Origin of the sequence: Vreelandella profundi (assembly GCF_019722725.1) — a bacterium.
Taxonomy (GTDB): domain Bacteria; phylum Pseudomonadota; class Gammaproteobacteria; order Pseudomonadales; family Halomonadaceae; genus Vreelandella; species Vreelandella profundi.
This window is the reverse complement of sequence record NZ_CP077941.1, coordinates 2,169,402-2,187,115: the sequence shown is the minus strand read 5'-3', so window position 1 is coordinate 2,187,115 and position 17,714 is coordinate 2,169,402. Positions and strand designations below refer to the sequence as shown.

Here is a 17,714-nt window from a genome sequence, read left to right as displayed (position 1 = left end):
CACACAGTAACGTTATGGTTGCGCCGAAAATGACGTCGGTAAGCCGCTAAAAGGAGATTGGCATGACACATGTGGTGATCACCGGAACAGGTCTCTATACGCCGGAACACGCCGTTGATAATGCCGCCCTAGTGACGGCCTTTAATACTTGGGTAGACGGTGAGAATCATCAGCATGCTGACGCAATTGCCCGAGGAGAGCATGAGCCACTGGCTCACTCGAGCAGTGAATTTATTGAAAAAGCATCAGGTATTAAGAATCGTTACGTCCTAGATGCGCAGGGTATACTTGACCCACAGCGTATGCGGCCTAAACTGCCACAGCGGAATAATGATGAAGCCTCACTTCAGTGTGAAATGGCTACTGCCGCTGCGCGCCAAGCTTTGGCCGCTGCGCGCGTTGATCCTGCTGACATTGAGCTTGTGATCGTTGCCTGTTCGAATTTAGAGCGTGCTTATCCCGCCGTGGCAGTAGAAGTGCAGGAAGCGCTGGGTACCAGTGGCTACGGATTTGATATGAATGTCGCTTGCAGCTCAGCGACGTTTGCGTTGGAAACCGCGGCCAATGCGATAGCGTCTGGCAGCATTAAGCGCGCGCTAGTGGTCAATCCGGAAATTTGCTCGGCGCATCTCAATTTCCGAGATCGTGACAGTCACTTTATTTTCGGCGATGCTTGCACCGCCATTGTGCTAGAAAATAGCGCGATGGCCACTGCCGATGAACAGTTTGAAATCCTGGGTACGCGCCTAGTTACTAAGTTTTCCAATGCGATTCGTAATAACGCTGGCTTTCTCAACCGTGTAACGGACAGTGATCCGCTGGCCCTTGATAAGCTGTTTGTACAAGAAGGGCGGCGGGTCTTTAAAGAGGTCTGTCCAATGGTGGCTAAATTGATCACCGATCATTTAGCGTCTTTGGAGCTGAGTGGCAGCGATTTAAAGCGTATGTGGCTGCATCAAGCCAATCAGCATATGAATGACTTGATTGCCCGCAAAGTGCTTGGCTACGACCCAAGCGCCGCCCAGGCGCCGATTATTTTGGATCGCTACGCGAACACTAGCTCTGCGGGTTCGATTATTGCGTTTCACCTTCATCGCGAAGAGCTGGTTGAGAGCGACATTGGCGTAATTTGCTCCTTCGGGGCGGGTTACAGTGCTGGAAGTGTGGTGGTTCGTCGCCGGTAACGTGGCGCTGAAATTGATAAAGGAAAAGGTCATGCAGCCGTTGTTAAATAAAGAAAAGTCAGCGCTTACCTGGCGTACACGAGGATTGCCGCTACTGTTGGTGGCGTTATTGGCAACCGGTGGCTGTGCCAGCACGCAGGTGGCGCAAGACACTAATCCTGATGATCCTTGGGAAGGCTTTAACCGCAAAGTGTTTGCGTTTAACGACGTGTTAGATCGCTATGCGCTGAAGCCAGTCGCTCAAGGCTACCGCACGGTGACGCCTGATCCGGTACAAACGGGAGTAGGTAACTTTTTTTCCAATTTAGGCGAAGTGAGAACGGCGCTTAATAGTCTTCTTCAGGGCAAACCAGCAAACGCGGGCCTTGCTACGTCACGGTTTTTGATTAACTCCACCGTGGGCATTGGTGGGTTATTAGATTATGCCACCTTGATGGAAATAAACGCCGATAAAGAAGATTTTGGTCAAACACTAGCAGTGTGGGGGTGGGATGATTCGCGCTATCTTGTACTGCCTTTGTTAGGCCCAAGTACGCTGCGTGACACTTCCGGCTTACCGGCCGACATGGCTGCGTACCCGGTCACCTATGTCGATGATGATACCGCTCGTATAAGCCTTACTGCACTGCGGGTAATCGATGTTCGTGCAGGCTTGCTTGATCAGGAGGAGTTGATCCGCGGTGATCGTTATAGCTTTATCCGTGATGCTTTCTTACAGAGTCGTCAATTTGAGGTGAGTGATGGAGAACTGGGCGATGACCCATTTGCCGCCGATGCCTTTGATTTTGATGATAGCGACTTTAGTGATGATAGCGACCTTAGTGATGACGGCGTTAATGGCGATAATAGCGCCGATTGAGGCTAATGATGGATCATTCTAAGCAGCTGATCGCGGTCATCGATGAACCGGGTCGTGGGCGCGATGCGCTGGCTGAAGCCATTACCTGCGATGGCATGTGGGTGTTTGCATCAGAGAGTATTGAGCATTTACCCGCTGGCACTGCGCTTATTGTTGCGCATGCCAGAGCGGTACCTAGGCAGCAGTGGTCGCAGCTAACCCGGCGCCTACCGACGCTGGTGGTCAGCGACTCGCGCCAAGATGCGGATCTTATTAAGGCGATTGATGTTGGCCTGGTGGACTATATTGTTCATCCACTGCGCCATGCTGAGCTGTTACGTCGGATGATTCGTAAAGCAATTGAGCTTAATGATCTTGCCCTGGAGCGTGAACGCGACCACGAGCGCCTGGCTGAGCTAAATGAAAGCCTAGAGACGCACCTAGCGCTGCTGCGTATGGATCAGCAGAGCGGAGGCCATATCCAGCGGCGCTTACTGCCGATTCATCCTAAAGTCATCAACGGGGTGTATTTCGATTACTGGTTTGCTCCCTCGCTGTATTTATCCGGGGATTTTCTTGATTATCAGCGCTATAACGAACGCTATAGCGCTTTTTACTTTGCGGATGTGTCGGGGCATGGTGCCTCATCAGCATTCGTGACGGTGCTTTTGAAGTATTTATGTAACCGCTGGCTCAGTGAGTGGGATGGTCAAAAGCCTGAGAACTTACCGCCAGATTGGCTAACGGCCATGAACCGTGAGTTGCAGGGCACTGATATTGGCAAGCACGCGACGTTATTTGTCGGTGTTATTGACCATGAGGAAAAGACTCTGCACTATTCGCTCGGCGCTCAGCTGCCCATGCCTCTGTTAGTGGTAGAGGGAAAGCTAAGCCGCTTAGAAGGCGAAGGAATGCCGGTAGGCCTTTTCCCCGATGTAGAGTATCCTTCGCTGAGCTGTTCCTTGCCGCCTGAGTTTCGTTTGTGGCTATGTTCAGACGGTGTATTGGAATGCTTGCCGGGTAAGACGCTCGACACGCGGCTCAAGGAACTTGAGCAATTAGTAAGCGAGAGTGTAACGCTTGAGCAGTTGCGCGATCGATTAGTAGGAACTAACGCACTCCTGGCGAAAGGGGATGCGCAGTTTGATGCTAATCAGGAGCGTGATGCTTTACCCGATGATCTTACAATCATGATGGTGAGCGGATTTGGTCATGCTGATTGAAGAAGGTCGCATTAAAGCGGCGTTCGATACTGGTGTTTTTGTTTTAAAGCTGTGTGGCGATGTGCGCTTGACGCTATGCGCTACGCTTGACTCTCAAGCCCAACGTCTTGCCGAGACGCCGGGGCTGCGCGCCGTATTGATTGACCTGCGAGAGGCTACTAACGTGGACTCCACCGCACTGGGCTTTCTCGCTAAGGTAGCGATGGCTGTCAAAGGACGCCTGGAGCAGCCGCCAACCATTATTGTCGATAATCCTGACGTTCGAAAAATGCTGGACGTGATGGGCTTTGCGCGCTTTTTTACCTTAATGGAAGCGCCTTTGCAGCAACCGGTCGCGCTCAGTGACTCTCTTGAAGAATTGCCAGAAGAACCCGCAGACGAAGAAGGCCTGCGTGAGCGAATTCTTGAGGCCCACCGCATTTTAATGCACATGAACGAGCATAACCGCGAGCAGTTTCAGCCGCTGGTGGAGATGCTTGAATCACAGTGTGCGGCAACTCATTGCTAGCACGCCTTTGAACTGACCCTGCGGCTAAAATAGCGGGGTTTGCGTAGTACGCTGAGCCGTCGTGTTCCTGCTTTTTATGATCGCTTGCGCGTGCTGGCCTCTTTATCTGTTGCTATCTAAATTTTTCGCCCTATCCATCAAGCTTTGATTAGAACGCTTAGGCTGGGCGAAGCAGTGGTAACAGCGTGTAAATACCGACAAATGTAATCAAATCGTCTATGCTTAGCGGCCTATCTATCCCTGTGCGCACCTGTTGTGCCTCCTAAGGAGACCCATGCACCTTAATCCTCGCCGGGTGGCACTGTTGGTCGCTGCCAATACTGCGCTTGCTCCCTTTGCTATTGATGCGTATTTGCCCGCTATAGGCATCATTGCTGAGAGCATTGGTGCTAGCATTCATCGTACTGAGCTTTCCATTAGCGTTTTTTTGTTTGGCTTTGCATTAGGCCAGCTTTGCTTTGGTCCGCTATCTGATCGAATGGGGCGCAAGCCGGTACTGCTCGGTGGTTTAGTCGTTTTTATGCTGGCAAGCCTAGCGATTACCACGGTGGATAGTTTGTCTACGCTACTCTTCTGGCGTTTTATACAAGCGCTTGGCGGAGGTGCCTGCGTGGTCAATTCGGCCGCGATTGTGCGCGACTGTTTTAGCGGCCGAGAGGCTGCCAAAGTCATGTCTACTATGGCGATGATAATGATGCTGGCGCCGCTCGTAGCACCGGCGGTGGGCAGTTTGCTGCTTCATGTGGCCGGGTGGTGGCTAATTTTCGTATTTTTAGCGGTCTATGCCGGTTTCTTACTATGGCTTTTAGGTACGCGCCTGCCTGAAACACGCGATATGTCATTACCGGCAGCGTCACCACGGCAGGTTATTCGTAACTATGCCAGCGTGCTTAAGCACCGGGAGGGAATGGGCTATATTTGTGCCGTCGCTTCTTCGTTTGCCGGCCTATTTGCATTTGTAACCGCGTCGCCCTTTCTTTATCTAGACTATTTTTGTTTGTCTCCAGGCACTTATCCTCTTGTGTTTGGTGTGAACGTACTGGTTATTGCGCTTTCCAATCGCGTCAATATTCATCTGTTGCGTAAGCGCTCGCCGCAACAAAATTTACGCTTAGGGCTGCTGGTGCAGTTGGTTGCCGCGCTTGGGCTGGTGCTTGTTACCGCTTTGAATATGGCGTCACTGTTCGTTGTGGTTCCTCTCATTATGCTATTTACCGGCATGATTGGATTGATTACACCTAACGCTATTTCCGCACTGTTGGATCATTTTGGGCATATCAGCGCAACGGCAACGGCGTTGCTTGGCGGTATCCAATTTACCTGCGGAGCGCTCGCGGGTGTCATGGTTGGGCTGTTTGAAGTGGAGCATCTGTGGCCGATGGTTCTCACCATGCTGAGTGCTACTCTGCTGGGTAATATTGGCGTACGCAAGCTAACGAAAAAGCCTGCGGTGGATGAACTGCGAGGATGAACAGCACACATGAATAGCATGCATGGATAGTCTGCTCGCCTGGGCCAATCTGCCATTAGATACCTGGCTTGCCTGTGCCGCAGTTTTGATGCTTGGCGCCTTTGTTCAGCGAGCCACCGGCTTTGGGTTGGCGGTAGTGGGAGCGCCGCTGCTGTTGATGTTGGAGCCTCGCTTAGTGCCGGTCATCCTAGTGTTATTTGGGCTGACCGTCTCGCTTATGATGGTTCGCCACTATTGGCACGAGGTGCGGCTGGATGCGATTGGAATGGCGTTAGTAGGGCGCCTGCCGGGTAATGCGCTGGGCGTTTGGCTGTTACTTGTGGCGCCCATGGTGATTCTAGAAAAGCTAATTGCCGTTATCGTGTTGTTTACGGTACTCGTCACATTATGCCGCTTTCAGCTGCCGGTGAACCGTATAACGCTGTTTGGAGCGGGCGTTCTGTCGGGTATTTTTGGTACCGTTGCGGCTATTGGCGGCCCGCCTATCGTATTGTTAATGCACGGTTTACCGCCTGATCGAATGCGCGGAAACCTGGCCGCTTTCTTTATTCTAACCTCCACATTAACGTTGATAACGCTCGCGCTGGCGGATCAAATTCAGCTATGGCATTTTCAAATTGCGCTGACTTTTTTGCCCGCGGTGCTGATCGGTAATGCGTTGGCAGATACGCTAGCGCATCGCTTAGATAGACGTCTACTGCAGGGCGCCTCACTAACGCTGTGTACACTGGCAGCGATAGGGCTTTTAGTGTGACGTCAAAAAAATAGCAATAATGTGTCACTGTCATATTTCTGCAATCGATCGTGTGCAGACTCCTCTTTGCGCAAGGCCATTGGGCCAGCTCTTCCGGAAAGTAAGTGCTAACCGGATATTAAACCAGAGGGGAACACGACGATGAATGTAACTAAGAAGACATTAGGTGTTGCAGTAGTAGCGGCCCTGGCCACTGGCATTTCCGCTGCTGCAATGGCGCGCGATACCGTGCAGATTGCGGGTTCCTCTACGGTGCTACCGTTTGCCAGTATCGTCGCTGAAGAATTCGGTAATACCTTTTCTCAGTTCAGTACGCCGGTCGTTGGCTCTGGTGGCTCTGGTGGTGGTTTGCGTCAGTTTTGCCAAGGCGTTGGCGAAAACACCATCGATATTGCGAATGCCTCACGCGCCATGCGTAGCGCTGAAGTAGCGAGCTGTAATGAGGCCGGAGTCAATGAAATACTTGAGGTCAAGTTCGGCTACGACGGTATCGTTTTTGCCTCTCGCCTAGACCGCGGAGCATTTGAGCTGACGCCTGAGCATGTCTTCAAGGCTGCCGCTGCCCAAGTGACTCAAGACGGCGAGCTGGTGGATAATCCCTATACCCGCTGGTCAGAAATCGATTCTGACCTGCCTGACCAGGAAATTGTGCTGGTCATCCCCGCCTCAAACCACGGCACCCGTGAAGTATTCGAAGAGAAAGTCATTCACCCTGGCTGTGAAAGCGATGCCCAGGTTGAGGGTGATGCCTGTGTCAACCTACGTGGCGATGGCCGTATCGTTGAAATTGCTGGCGATTACACTGAAACACTAGCGCGTCTAGATGCTCAAGAAGACGCCGTTGGGGTGTTTGGTCTTAGCTTTTACGACCAGAACCGCGATCGCCTGCAAGTGGCTACCGTTGACGGCGTAACGCCAAGCTTGGAAACCATTGGCTCGGGTGAATACCCTGTTTCTCGTCCGCTGTTCTTCTACGTGAAAGGTGAGCACCTTGACGTAATTCCGGGCCTTGCGGAATACACCGAATACTTCCTGAATGACATGGTGTCAGGCTACGGCAGCCCGCTGGAAGATGCTGGCCTCATCCCGCTAGATGAAGAAGAGCGCGCAACGGCGCTTGAGCAGTTCCAAGCCCGCACTGTGGTTAGCCCAGAGTAAACTCGGGTCTACTTGCCACCGATTAACACTTAACTCGATTGGCAGTCGCGCCGGCATCAGATCATTGATGCCGGCGCTTAAATGTAGAAAATCACAGGCGGAGAGATAATGAGCAACATTGCCTTGATAGCCACACTGCTCGTGATCATGGCCCTGGCTTACCACTTGGGGTTGACGCGAAGCCGTGCGGTTGCGGCAGAAAATGATGTCAGGATGCACTCGCGGCCGGGCTACTACGGTGTGCTCGTTGCATTGTGGTGTGGGCTGCCAGCCTTAGTGCTGTTTTTACTGTGGTCTTTTTTAGCCCCCCAGCTTATTGAGATGCTCGTTACTCATCAGTTGCCCCATGAACTGGTGGCTAGCATGAGCGGCCGAGAGCTTGAAACAACGTTACGTCGTATTTCTGCACTAGCCGAAGGGCGTGGTGTCGCCGGCGGTGGAAGTGTCCAAGAGCTTGCGGCTGCCGGTCATATGGCGCGCCTTCATACCTATGAAAATCTAAGCCTAGTCGCACTAATGGCCGTTTTAGTCGTGGCAGGTTTGACGTATGCCAAACGGCATATTTCACCCCAATGGCGCGCTAGAAACCAAGTTGAGCGGGTTATTACTTTCGCCTTAGCAGCCTGCTCGGCCGTGGCGATTTTTACCACGGTAGGGATTGTGCTCTCCATGCTGGGGGAGGCGTTAAAGTTTTTCAGCTTTATTAGCCCGGCTGAATTTTTCTTGGGAACCACTTGGAATCCTCGCTTCAATACTGCTGGATCGAGTGCTCAGGGCGAGTTTGGACTACTGCCACTGCTATGGGGGACCATGATGGTGAGCGCCATTGCTCTCTTGGTGGCTATCCCCATTGGTCTTATGACAGCCATTTACATGGCCGAGTACGCTCCACGCTGGCTGCGTAATATCGCTAAGCCGGTGATTGAAGTGTTAGCGGGCATTCCGACGATTGTTTATGGTTTTTTCGCGCTGATTGTAATTGGTCCTTTCTTGTCGAGTGTCGGTGATGTCATCGGTATCAACATCCGCACCACCAGCGCGCTGACCGCTGGCCTGGTGATGGGGATTATGATTATTCCTTTTGTCTCATCACTTTCCGACGACATTATTACTCAGGTGCCTAAATCGTTACGCGATGGCGCGCTGGGGCTTGGTGCGACGAAGTCTGAAACGATCCGCCAGGTGGTTTTGCCGGCTGCATTGCCGGGTATTGTCGGGGCCTTTTTGTTGGCTGCCAGCCGGGCGATTGGGGAAACCATGATTGTGGTATTGGCCGCGGGTAATAATCCCGTGCTGCATGGCAATCCCTTCGAAGCGGTTTCAACCATCACGGTCACTATCGTTAATCAGCTGACCGGAGACATGGATTTTGCCAGCCCACAGTCGCTGGTGGCGTTTGCGCTTGGTTTGACGCTGTTTGTGATTACCCTAGGTTTGAACGTTATCGCACTGGTTGTGGTGCGTAAATATCGCCAGCAATACGAGTAAGCGACTATGTCTATAACGATTGAGCAGCGCCGTCAGCACCGCCTGATGACGATCGAAAAATCGCTGGCGAAACGACACCGCAAAGAGACGCGCTTTCGCCGCGTGGGGCTGGCCGCCGTGACAACGGGAATGGCCCTGGTAATCATTTTATTCGCGAGCATTCTGGCGCGAGGTGTTCCTGCTTTTTGGCAGTCGACGGTTTACACCGACGTGTATTTTGACCCTGAGGTCATACAGCTGGATGAAAAACCTCGACGCGAAGATGGCGAGAACCAGCTTGCATTTGATGAACGCTATGGCGCATGGCTAACGCAGGCCAGCCTAATCAATTGGCAGTCGCTCATTGATAGTGCGATGGAAGAAGCATTGGGCGTGAGCGTTGAATCTCGCCAGCTGCGCGACCTGCGCGCGTTATTGGCCTCTGGCGAGCGCTTTGCACTACGCGACCAGTTTATTGAAAAGCCTTCTTTGCTTGGTCAAACTGTCGAGGTCAAGCTGCTTGCCAGCGCCAATGTGGATGTATGGATCAAAGGCAATATAGATCGCAGCTTACCGGATGCGCGTCAGCAGCTTAGCCCGCAAACGCGAGAGTGGGCTGACCGGCTCAGTGATGAAGGCATCATTGAGAATGCTTTTAGCACATCGCTGTTTCTCAATACAGATTCGCGCAGTTCACCGGCGTCAGCGGGCTTAGCCGGTGCCTTTATGGGCTCTCTGTTCATGATGATGGTGGTTATTTTGCTGTCAGTGCCCATTGGTGTCGCGAGCGCGGTTTATCTTGAAGAGTTTGCGCCTCAAAACCGTTTAACCGATCTGATCGAAATCAACATCAATAATTTGGCTGCAGTGCCTTCTATTGTCTTTGGCCTGTTGGGGGCATCCATCTTTATTGGCTATTTCGGCTTGCCGCTATCGGCACCGGTAGTCGGCGGATTGGTGCTAACGTTAATGACATTGCCGACGATCATTATTACCACGCGCGCATCGCTGCGTTCGATCCCGCCTTCTATACGCCAAGCGGCGTTAGGTATTGGGGCATCGAAAGTACAGACCGTTTTTCATCATGTTCTGCCGCTAGCGCTTCCAGGTATTTTAACTGGCTCTATTCTAGGTATTGCCCAAGCGTTAGGTGAAACGGCCCCGCTATTACTGATTGGCATGAATGCCTTTGTGGCCAACGTCCCGGGTACGCCGCTGGAGCAGTCAACGGCGTTACCCGTACAGATTTACCTCTGGCAGGGCAATGAGCTGCGCAATTTCTTTGAGGCGCGCACATCAGCGGCCATTATCGTGTTGCTAGGGCTGATGCTTAGTTTGAATGCATTAGCGATTTGGTTGCGTAAAAAATTCGAGACGAGGTGGTAAGTGAATACTTCTACACAGCCTAATATACCTTCGCCTATGGTGAGTGTGGGTAACGGTGAGAGCCGCACCAGTAAGGCAAAAGATAAAGTGAAAATGAGCGCTGAAAACGTCGAGGTGTTTTACGGCAACGCTCAGGCCATTAATGGGATTGATCTCGATATTTACGAGAATGAAGTAATGGCCTTTATCGGCCCCTCGGGCTGCGGTAAATCAACGTTCTTACGCTGCTTGAACCGGATGAACGACACCATTGATATTTGTCGAGTTGAAGGCAAAATAACGTTAGATAATAACGATATTTATGCTCCGGATCGTGATGTCGTACTGCTGCGGGCTCAGGTCGGCATTGTGTTTCAAAAGCCTAACCCGTTTCCTAAATCGATCTACGAAAATATTGCCTATGGGCCGCGTCTTCACGGACTGGCAAAGCGTAAGGCAGAGTTAGACGATATCGTTGAAAGCAGCCTGCGTCGTGCGGGGTTGTGGGACGAGGTTAAGGATCGCCTTGATCAGCCCGGCACGGGTTTATCGGGCGGGCAGCAGCAGCGTTTATGCATTGCCAGAACCGTGGCCGTTAGCCCTGATGTGATTTTGATGGACGAGCCCTGTTCGGCGCTCGATCCAATCGCTACAGCGAAAGTTGAACAGTTGATAGATGAGCTTAGCGAGAGTTATACCATTGTGATGGTAACGCACAATATGCAGCAGGCTGCCCGCGTTGCTGACCGCACCGCGTTTTTCCACATGGGAGACCTTGTGGAGGTGGACAGTACTGACACTATCTTCACTAACCCACGGGATCAGCGCACGCACGATTATATTACCGGGCGTTTTGGCTAAATTTTAGCCGTTACGGGGAAAGTAATCTGCGCTGTTGAGCTCTTTGCTCAGTCTTAAGCCAACGTCTTTTCTATTAGCAAGAGGCGTTGGCTCTTATCAAAATCGGTTATATGCCATCGGTTAGTCGATTAATTCAACGGCGACTGCTGTCGCTTCACCTCCGCCGATACACAGGCTTGCGATGCCGCGTTTACCGCCAGTGCTGCGTAGCGCATGAATCAGCGTTGCAATAATACGTGAGCCCGTTGAGCCAATCGGGTGGCCTTGGGCGCAGGCACCGCCAAAAACGTTGACCTTGCTATGGGGAAGTCCGAGGTCATCCATAGCCATCAGGGTAACGACCGCAAAGGCTTCGTTGATTTCAAATAAATCCACATCGTTGACGCCCCAGCCTAGCTTTTTCATCAATTTTTCAATCGCACCAACCGGCGCAATAGTGAATTCACTAGGGTGACGGGCATGGGTTGAATGACCCACCATGCGCGCGAGTGGTTTAATGCCGTGCTGCTCGGCCGCTGCTTGGCTGGCCAAGATGAGGGCGGATGCGCCGTCGGAAATAGAGCTGGCGTTGGCCGCGGTAATGGTGCCGTCTTTGGCAAAGGCAGGACGAAGTTGGCGGATCTTATCCAGTTTGGCTAAAAAGGGCTGCTCGTCATGTTCAACGACGCTGTCTCCGTGGCGAGTCGTAACGGTCACGGGGGCCATCTCGCTGGTTAAGTGACCTGCATTCGTTGCGGCCATGGCACGCTCAAGAGAAGAGATGGCGAAGTCATCGAGCTGTTCGCGGGTGTAGCCGCGCTGAGTGGCGACGTCTTGGGCAAAGACGCCCATCAATTTTCCCGTTTCAGCATCTTCCAGCCCGTCTAAAAACATGTGGTCTTTTAGCTCGCCATGCCCTAGCCGATAGCCGCCGCGCGCCTTGGTCAGAAGGTGAGGGGCGTTAGACATGGACTCCATACCGCCAGCCAGCAAAATATCGCCACTGCCTGCTTTGATAAGATCGTGGGCAAGCATGGTTGCCTTCATTCCAGAACCGCACAGCTTATTAATGGTGGTGGCACCATTGGCATCGGGTATGCCGGCTTGGCGCATGGCTTGGCGTGCAGGGCCCTGTTTAACGCCCGCGGGCAGTACACAGCCCATAATTCCTTCGGTTATCGCAGCGGGGTCGATGCCTGACGCTTCAATCGCGGCCTTAATGGCTGCTGCGCCGAGCTGTGGCGCTGTCATTGTGGCAAGGCTGCCCATCATGCCGCCCATCGGCGTGCGCTTGGCGGCTAGAAATACAACATCGGTGGGGCTGCTCATGGTCAATCTCCTTCCAGTTTGTTGTGATTGTCATGCCAAGTGCGGGTGATACGTTGACCCGTTGGCAGCGCTGTGGTTCTCTCCAGAGTAACCAAGCAAGCGCTAGTGTAAATGACATGAATGTAATGAATGCATCTCCACGCCGCAAGGAACTGACGCGCCTCGCCGCTCAGCTGTTCGTCCAAGAAGGCTTCGACCGCACCACGGTGCGTATGCTGGCGCAGGAAATGGGCATTAAATCCGGCAGCCTGTTTCATCACTTTAAAGATAAGCAGGAAATTCTTGCGGCCGTTATTGAAGACGGCACCCAGAATGCCTTGTCGATTGCACGCAAAGCCTTGGCTGAGTGCGCCGCCGAGCCGGAAATTCGTTTACGCACCATGGCGCGTGCCCATCTTGAAACCTTATTTACCGATCGCAATGCGCATGTAGTAGCGCTCTTTGAGTGGCGTAGGCTTGATCCTGTGGCCAGTGCGCATCTCAGTCACTTACGCGATGCTTATGAGGCTTTGTGGGTTTCGGTGATTGACGAGGCCCTAGATTCAGGACTAATCCATGGTGATCGTTTTCTTGTGTCGCGCTTTGTGCTTGGGGCGCTGAATTGGACCGTTCGCTGGTACGACCCCAACGGCTCACGCTCACCCGATAACCTCGCTGACGAGCTTGTCGCTATGATTATGCCTACCGCTGATTGATATTCCGCTGTAGACCATTGGCTAGCCCCGACCAACGTCTAGTGCCTTAAACCATCAGAATGCTTGCTCTCTAAGGCGATTGCTTTTAGCGTTGTTTTTATCTTAAAGCTTCCGTTAACGTCAACGGATATTTTTTTAAGCGTTGTCTGTTCCTATATTGCTTGCCACGTGCTCATTTCCAACAACACAAGAGAGCCACAATGACAGCCACATCAGATTCCCTGCCCGACTATCAGCACTACCGCGATAACTTTTCTATCGATAGCGTCATAGCTCGCTTAGACGACCATCAGGACGGCTTTCTTAATGCCTTTGAGGCCTGCTGTGGACGGCATGTGCGTGAAGGGCGTGGCGACGTACTTGCGTTGGTTCAGGAAGATTTCCAAGGGGCTATTAATACGCTGACTTACGCCGAGCTCGATAAGCAAAGTGCGATGCTTGCCGGTTGGTTCCAGGCTCAGGGGCTATGCAAGGGCGATCGCATCGCCTGCATGCTGCCACGATCCCCACAGCTGTTGATTGCTGTCTTGGCAACATGGCGCATAGGTGCCGTTTATCAGCCGCTGTTTACCGCGTTTGGCCCTGACGCCGTGGACTACCGGTTAGGGCGTGCCGATACCAAGCTGGTGATAACGGATCATGCCAATCGCTATAAATTTGATGGTTTGAGTCAGTGCCCGCCGGTGTTAGCCGTCGGTGGCGCAACCAGCGAGCACGCCGAGGATCACGACTGGCAAGTTGCATTGACGCACGCGTCAATGCGCGAAAGTCCGCCAAGGCTCTCGCCTGATGAGCCATTCTTGCAAATGTTTACCTCTGGCACGGTGGGCAAGCCCAAAGGGGTGGCTGTTCCGCTGGCGGGCATGACGGCATTTGCGATCTATATGGAACTCGCCATCGATCTACGTGGCGATGATCGCTTCTGGAATATGGCTGATCCAGGCTGGGCCTACGGCCTTTACTATGCGATTACCGGGCCGCTGCTGCTGGGCGTAACCACGCATTTCTGTGAAGCAGGCTTTAGTGCCGAAGGGGCGCTTGCGTTTATGAAGCGCCACCACATTACCAATTTTGCCGCCGCGCCCACTGCCTATCGCTTGATGAAGGCCTCAGGCCTGTTTGATGACGCCCATGAGACGTTAGAGCTGCGAGCGGCTAGTTCGGCAGGAGAGCCTTTAAATACCGAAGTGGTGACCTGGGTAGAAAGGTCGCTCGGCTGTTCGGTGATGGATCACTACGGCCAAACCGAAACGGGGATGACCTGCAATAACCATCATGCGCTTGATCATTTAAAGCACGTAGGCGCTATGGGGGTGCCTATGCCGGGCTATCGGCTAGTCACTCTGGATGCGGAATATCGCGAACTTCCCGCAGGTGAGCCCGGCGTTCTGGCGGTGGATATCAAAAATTCGCCAGCGCACTTTTTCCCAGGATACACCTGGCAAGAAAAGAACCCCTTTGTGGAAGGTTATTACCTGACTGGAGACGTGGTGATTCGCAACGAAGATGGCACCTTTCAGTTTGCCGGTCGTGATGATGACATTATTACCACGGCAGGCTACCGCGTTGGGCCAACGGATGTTGAGAACAGCGTGATGACGCATCCTGCGGTCGCTGAATCGGCAGCCGTAGGGCAGCCAGATGAAATTCGAGGCGAGGTCATTAAATCGTATGTCGTGCTACGCGAAGGCTTTGAGCCCAGTGATGCCCTTGCCGATGAAATCAAACAGCGAGTGCGCGAGCGGCTTTCGACACATGCGTTTCCGCGCATTATAGAGTTTGTCGATGAGCTACCCAAAACGCCCAGTGGCAAGATTCAGCGCTTTAAGCTGCGCGCCCAGGCGGTAGAAGCATCCAAAGCAAGTCAGTCAATGTAACCACATAGGGAATACGGTTATGCAGGTTAAGGACAGTACGTTTTTGATTACCGGCGCCGCCTCAGGGCTGGGAGCGGCAACGGCTGAGCGCTTGGTCGCCGCGGGTGCCAGGGTTGTTCTGTGCGACTTAAGCGACAGCGTTAATGCACATGCCCTGCAGCTGGGGGCAAGCGCGCAGGCTGTCCTTGCTGATATCACCTCTGCTGAACAGATGCAGCAAGCGGTGGATGCAGCCGTTGCGCTAGGCGGTGAGCGCGGGCTGTCAGGCGTGGTTCATTGTGCGGGTGTGGTTAGCGTGGCAAAGCTGGTTGATCGAGACGGTATTCCAGCGGATCTAGACAGCTATAAGAAAACGATCAGTATAAATCTGGTGGGTACGTTCAACGTTATGCGCCTTGCCGCCGCTGCGATGGCAAAAAATACGCCTAATGAAAGCGGTGAGCGGGGAGTGATTATTAATACTGCGTCCATTGCGGCCTTCGATGGGCAGGTGGGCCAGTGTGCCTATAGTGCCTCTAAGGCGGGCGTTGTGGGAATGAGCCTTCCCGCCGCACGTGAGCTTTCAAGGCATGCTATTCGCGTCATGGCAATTGCCCCTGGCGTATTTGAAACCCCGATGATGAGTGAGATCCCTGATGACGCCGCTCAGGCGCTAGCCGCTGCGGTGCCATTCCCTAAGCGGTTGGGCAGGCCGGATGAGTTTGCTCAATTAGCGGAGCAAATCATTACTAACGCTATGCTTAACGGTGAATTGATTCGCTTGGATGGCGGCATTCGCATGCAGTAACGTTTTTTCCAGCAAATCATGTCAACTCGTCAGCTAATCACTGGCGAGTTTTTGTTTTTAGAGGCAATAGCTTGTTGAGTTGGCGACCAACGTTGTAATGAGTTTTAAGACTACATTAAAACGCTTGCTTGACTCTGTAGAGTGCACGCGCTAACTTTCAAACATGTGTTTGAAAGCGTTGCGCTAGCTGCGTATCTGCTCTCAACCCCCTTTTCAGGAGAAATACGATGCCCAGCTACCAGGCCCCTATTCGTGATATGCGTTTCGTGATGGACGAGATGCTTGATTACCCCGCTCACTACGCACAGCTTCCAAGTTGCGATGACACATCGCCTGATGTGATCAGCGCTATTTTGGAAGAGGGAGCTCGGTTTGCCCGCGAGGTGCTGCTACCGATTAATCAAAGTGGTGATGCAGAGGGCTGCCTATTAGAAGGGGGCGAAGTCAAAGCGCCCGATGGGTTTAAAGAGGCCTATCAGCAATACGTCGAGGGTGGTTGGCCGAGCCTTGCCGCAGACCCTGAGCACGGTGGTCAGGGGCTGCCGCCTTCGCTGGCGATGCTACTTTCGGAAATGATCTGTGCGACTAACCTCGCATGGGGGATGTATCCCGGACTTTCTCATGGCGCTGCTGATGCGCTACGCCATCATGGCACGCAAGAGCAGAAGGCGACGTATCTCACCAAGTTGGTTGAAGGTGTTTGGACGGGTACCATGTGCCTAACCGAGTCGCATTGCGGTACCGATTTGGGGTTGATCAAGACACGCGCGGTGCCTGCTGATGGTGATGCGTATGCAATTACCGGTACTAAAATCTTCATCTCTGCGGGTGAGCATGATTTAGCCGAAAATATTGTTCACTTGGTGCTGGCAAAACTGCCTGATGCGCCCGAAGGCTCTAAAGGTATTTCACTATTTGTAGTGCCTAAGTTTTTACCGAATGCTGAAGGTAGTGTCGGTGAGCGTAATGGCGTCACCTGTGGTTCGCTCGAACACAAAATGGGCATCCATGGTAATGCCACTTGCGTGATGAACTTCGATGGCGCAACAGGCTACCTGGTAGGGGCGCCCAACAAAGGGCTGGCGTGCATGTTCACCATGATGAACGCTGCGCGTCTCGGCGTAGGTATTCAAGGACTTGGTTTAATTGAAGCGAGTTTCCAGAATTCACTGAGCTACGCTCGCGATCGACTACAAATGCGTGGTTTGTCGGGTAAGCAGGCGCCTGACAAGCCAGCTGATCCGATTATCGTTCACCCGGACGTGCGCCGTATGCTGTTAACGCAAAAAGCGTTTGCGGAAGGTGGGCGCATGCTGGTGCTGTACGCAGCACAAATGCTCGATACTGTTGAGAAGGGCCGGCCGGGGGAAGAGCACGATCGTGCTGAAACTCTACTTGGACTGCTAACGCCGATCGTTAAAGCTTTTCTGACCGAAGTGGGTTTTGAAAGCACGAATGAGGGTGTACAGATTTATGGCGGCCATGGCTTTATCAAAGAGTGGGGGATGGAGCAGCTAGTGCGTGATGCACGCATCACACGACTATATGAAGGCACTACCGGTATTCAGGCGCTTGATCTATTGGGCCGTAAAGTGCTTATGAGCCAAGGCGAATCGCTGAAAGTATTCACCAAAGAGATCCATAGGTTTTGCAAAGCCGAGGCCGATAATCCCGACCTTAAAGAATTCATCGAGCCGCTTGCCAAGCTAAATGCAGAATGGGGTGAGCTGACCATGGGTGTGGGTATGAAGGCAATGCAGGATCGTGAAGAGGTCGGGGCGGCTAGTGTTGACTATCTTATGTACTCTGGTTACGTCACCTTGGCGTATCTATTTGCCCGTGCGGCCAAGCAGGCGTTGAGTTCCTTGGACGGGCCTGAAAAGGCGTTTTATACCGCGAAAGTAAACACCGCGCGCTTCTACTATCAGCGGCTGCTGCCGCGCACTCGTGCGCACGCACAAATGATAAGTGCGGGTGCCGTGAGCCTGATGGCCATCTCTAGTGAAGACTTTGGGCTAGGTTTTGAAATTTAACCGTTAATACTGGCGCGATAAAGCAAGCGCTGATGAGTGTTTTCTAATGGCATTGTCCTGATCGTGGTTTGCGGCAGAGGGGAGATTTTCTGTCGTTTTTTACTCTGTGCTTTTTTTTCTTGCAATCTTATCTGTGAAGCCGTAAGGTACGCATCCGCTGCCGGGGACGCCAAGCGTTACCAGCG

The 17,714-nt window shown here is 52.7% G+C and carries 15 protein-coding genes; 14 read left to right on the top strand and 1 reads right to left on the bottom strand.

All coding sequences use genetic code 11. The features are described 5' to 3' along the window. Window positions 1-62: 62 nt before the first annotated feature. The 10 genes from KUO20_RS10065 to pstB all read left to right on the top strand — a co-directional run bounded on the left by KUO20_RS10065 (window position 63) and on the right by pstB (window position 10,829). Window positions 63-1,184, top strand: a complete 1,122-nt coding sequence (locus tag KUO20_RS10065) for a beta-ketoacyl-ACP synthase III (RefSeq protein WP_235039745.1) — start codon at window positions 63-65, stop codon at window positions 1,182-1,184. A gap of 31 nt (window positions 1,185-1,215) precedes the next feature. Then, window positions 1,216-2,043, top strand: coding sequence for an MlaA family lipoprotein (locus tag KUO20_RS10060; RefSeq protein WP_235039744.1), 828 nt, complete (start codon window positions 1,216-1,218; stop codon window positions 2,041-2,043). An 8-nt stretch (window positions 2,044-2,051) separates the two neighbouring features. Then, window positions 2,052-3,245 carry a PP2C family protein-serine/threonine phosphatase gene (locus KUO20_RS10055; protein WP_235042463.1) on the top strand — a complete coding sequence of 398 codons (1,194 nt, stop codon included), beginning with the start codon at window positions 2,052-2,054 and terminating at the stop codon, window positions 3,243-3,245. Then, the gene (locus tag KUO20_RS10050) at window positions 3,235-3,753 is read left to right on the top strand and encodes an STAS domain-containing protein (protein ID WP_235039743.1); all 519 of its coding nucleotides are present in this window, start codon (window positions 3,235-3,237) and stop codon (window positions 3,751-3,753) included. Before KUO20_RS10055 ends, KUO20_RS10050 begins: the two co-directional genes overlap by 11 nt. Before the next feature lie 274 nt (window positions 3,754-4,027). Next, the gene (locus tag KUO20_RS10045) at window positions 4,028-5,224 is read left to right on the top strand and encodes a multidrug effflux MFS transporter (RefSeq protein ID WP_235039742.1); all 1,197 of its coding nucleotides are present in this window, start codon (window positions 4,028-4,030) and stop codon (window positions 5,222-5,224) included. A 22-nt stretch (window positions 5,225-5,246) separates the two neighbouring features. Then, window positions 5,247-5,978, top strand: coding sequence for a sulfite exporter TauE/SafE family protein (locus KUO20_RS10040; protein WP_235039741.1), 732 nt, complete (start codon window positions 5,247-5,249; stop codon window positions 5,976-5,978). Between the two features lie 141 nt (window positions 5,979-6,119). Further along, window positions 6,120-7,136 carry a substrate-binding domain-containing protein gene (locus KUO20_RS10035; RefSeq protein WP_235039740.1) on the top strand — a complete coding sequence of 339 codons (1,017 nt, stop codon included), beginning with the start codon at window positions 6,120-6,122 and terminating at the stop codon, window positions 7,134-7,136. 108 nt (window positions 7,137-7,244) lie between these two features. After that, a complete protein-coding gene (gene pstC, locus KUO20_RS10030; RefSeq protein WP_235039739.1) occupies window positions 7,245-8,624 on the top strand; it encodes a phosphate ABC transporter permease subunit PstC in 1,380 nt (459 codons plus the stop codon). A 6-nt stretch (window positions 8,625-8,630) separates the two neighbouring features. Beyond that, the gene (pstA, locus tag KUO20_RS10025) at window positions 8,631-9,989 is read left to right on the top strand and encodes a phosphate ABC transporter permease PstA (protein ID WP_235039738.1); all 1,359 of its coding nucleotides are present in this window, start codon (window positions 8,631-8,633) and stop codon (window positions 9,987-9,989) included. Window positions 9,990-10,025: 36 nt separating this feature from the next. Further along, on the top strand, window positions 10,026-10,829 hold the full coding sequence (gene pstB / locus KUO20_RS10020) for a phosphate ABC transporter ATP-binding protein PstB (RefSeq protein WP_235042462.1): 804 nt from the start codon (window positions 10,026-10,028) through the stop codon (window positions 10,827-10,829). Between the two features lie 120 nt (window positions 10,830-10,949). On the opposite strand, the gene KUO20_RS10015 is transcribed toward pstB, so the two are convergent. Beyond that, on the bottom strand, window positions 10,950-12,137 hold the full coding sequence (locus KUO20_RS10015; protein ID WP_235039737.1) for an acetyl-CoA C-acyltransferase: 1,188 nt from the start codon (window positions 12,135-12,137) through the stop codon (window positions 10,950-10,952). Window positions 12,138-12,262: 125 nt separating this feature from the next. On the opposite strand from KUO20_RS10015, the gene KUO20_RS10010 reads away from it, so the two are divergent. From KUO20_RS10010 to KUO20_RS09995, 4 genes are all read left to right on the top strand, one after another. Continuing rightward, on the top strand, window positions 12,263-12,832 hold the full coding sequence (locus KUO20_RS10010; RefSeq protein ID WP_235039736.1) for a TetR/AcrR family transcriptional regulator: 570 nt from the start codon (window positions 12,263-12,265) through the stop codon (window positions 12,830-12,832). Between the two features lie 200 nt (window positions 12,833-13,032). Next, window positions 13,033-14,709 carry an AMP-binding protein gene (locus tag KUO20_RS10005; protein ID WP_235039735.1) on the top strand — a complete coding sequence of 559 codons (1,677 nt, stop codon included), beginning with the start codon at window positions 13,033-13,035 and terminating at the stop codon, window positions 14,707-14,709. 19 nt (window positions 14,710-14,728) lie between these two features. After that, window positions 14,729-15,496, top strand: coding sequence for an SDR family NAD(P)-dependent oxidoreductase (locus KUO20_RS10000; protein WP_235039734.1), 768 nt, complete (start codon window positions 14,729-14,731; stop codon window positions 15,494-15,496). A 227-nt stretch (window positions 15,497-15,723) separates the two neighbouring features. Continuing rightward, window positions 15,724-17,529 (top strand): acyl-CoA dehydrogenase C-terminal domain-containing protein, encoded by a 1,806-nt coding sequence (locus KUO20_RS09995; RefSeq protein ID WP_235039733.1) that lies wholly within the window; start codon window positions 15,724-15,726, stop codon window positions 17,527-17,529. The last annotated feature ends 185 nt before the right edge of the window (window positions 17,530-17,714 follow it).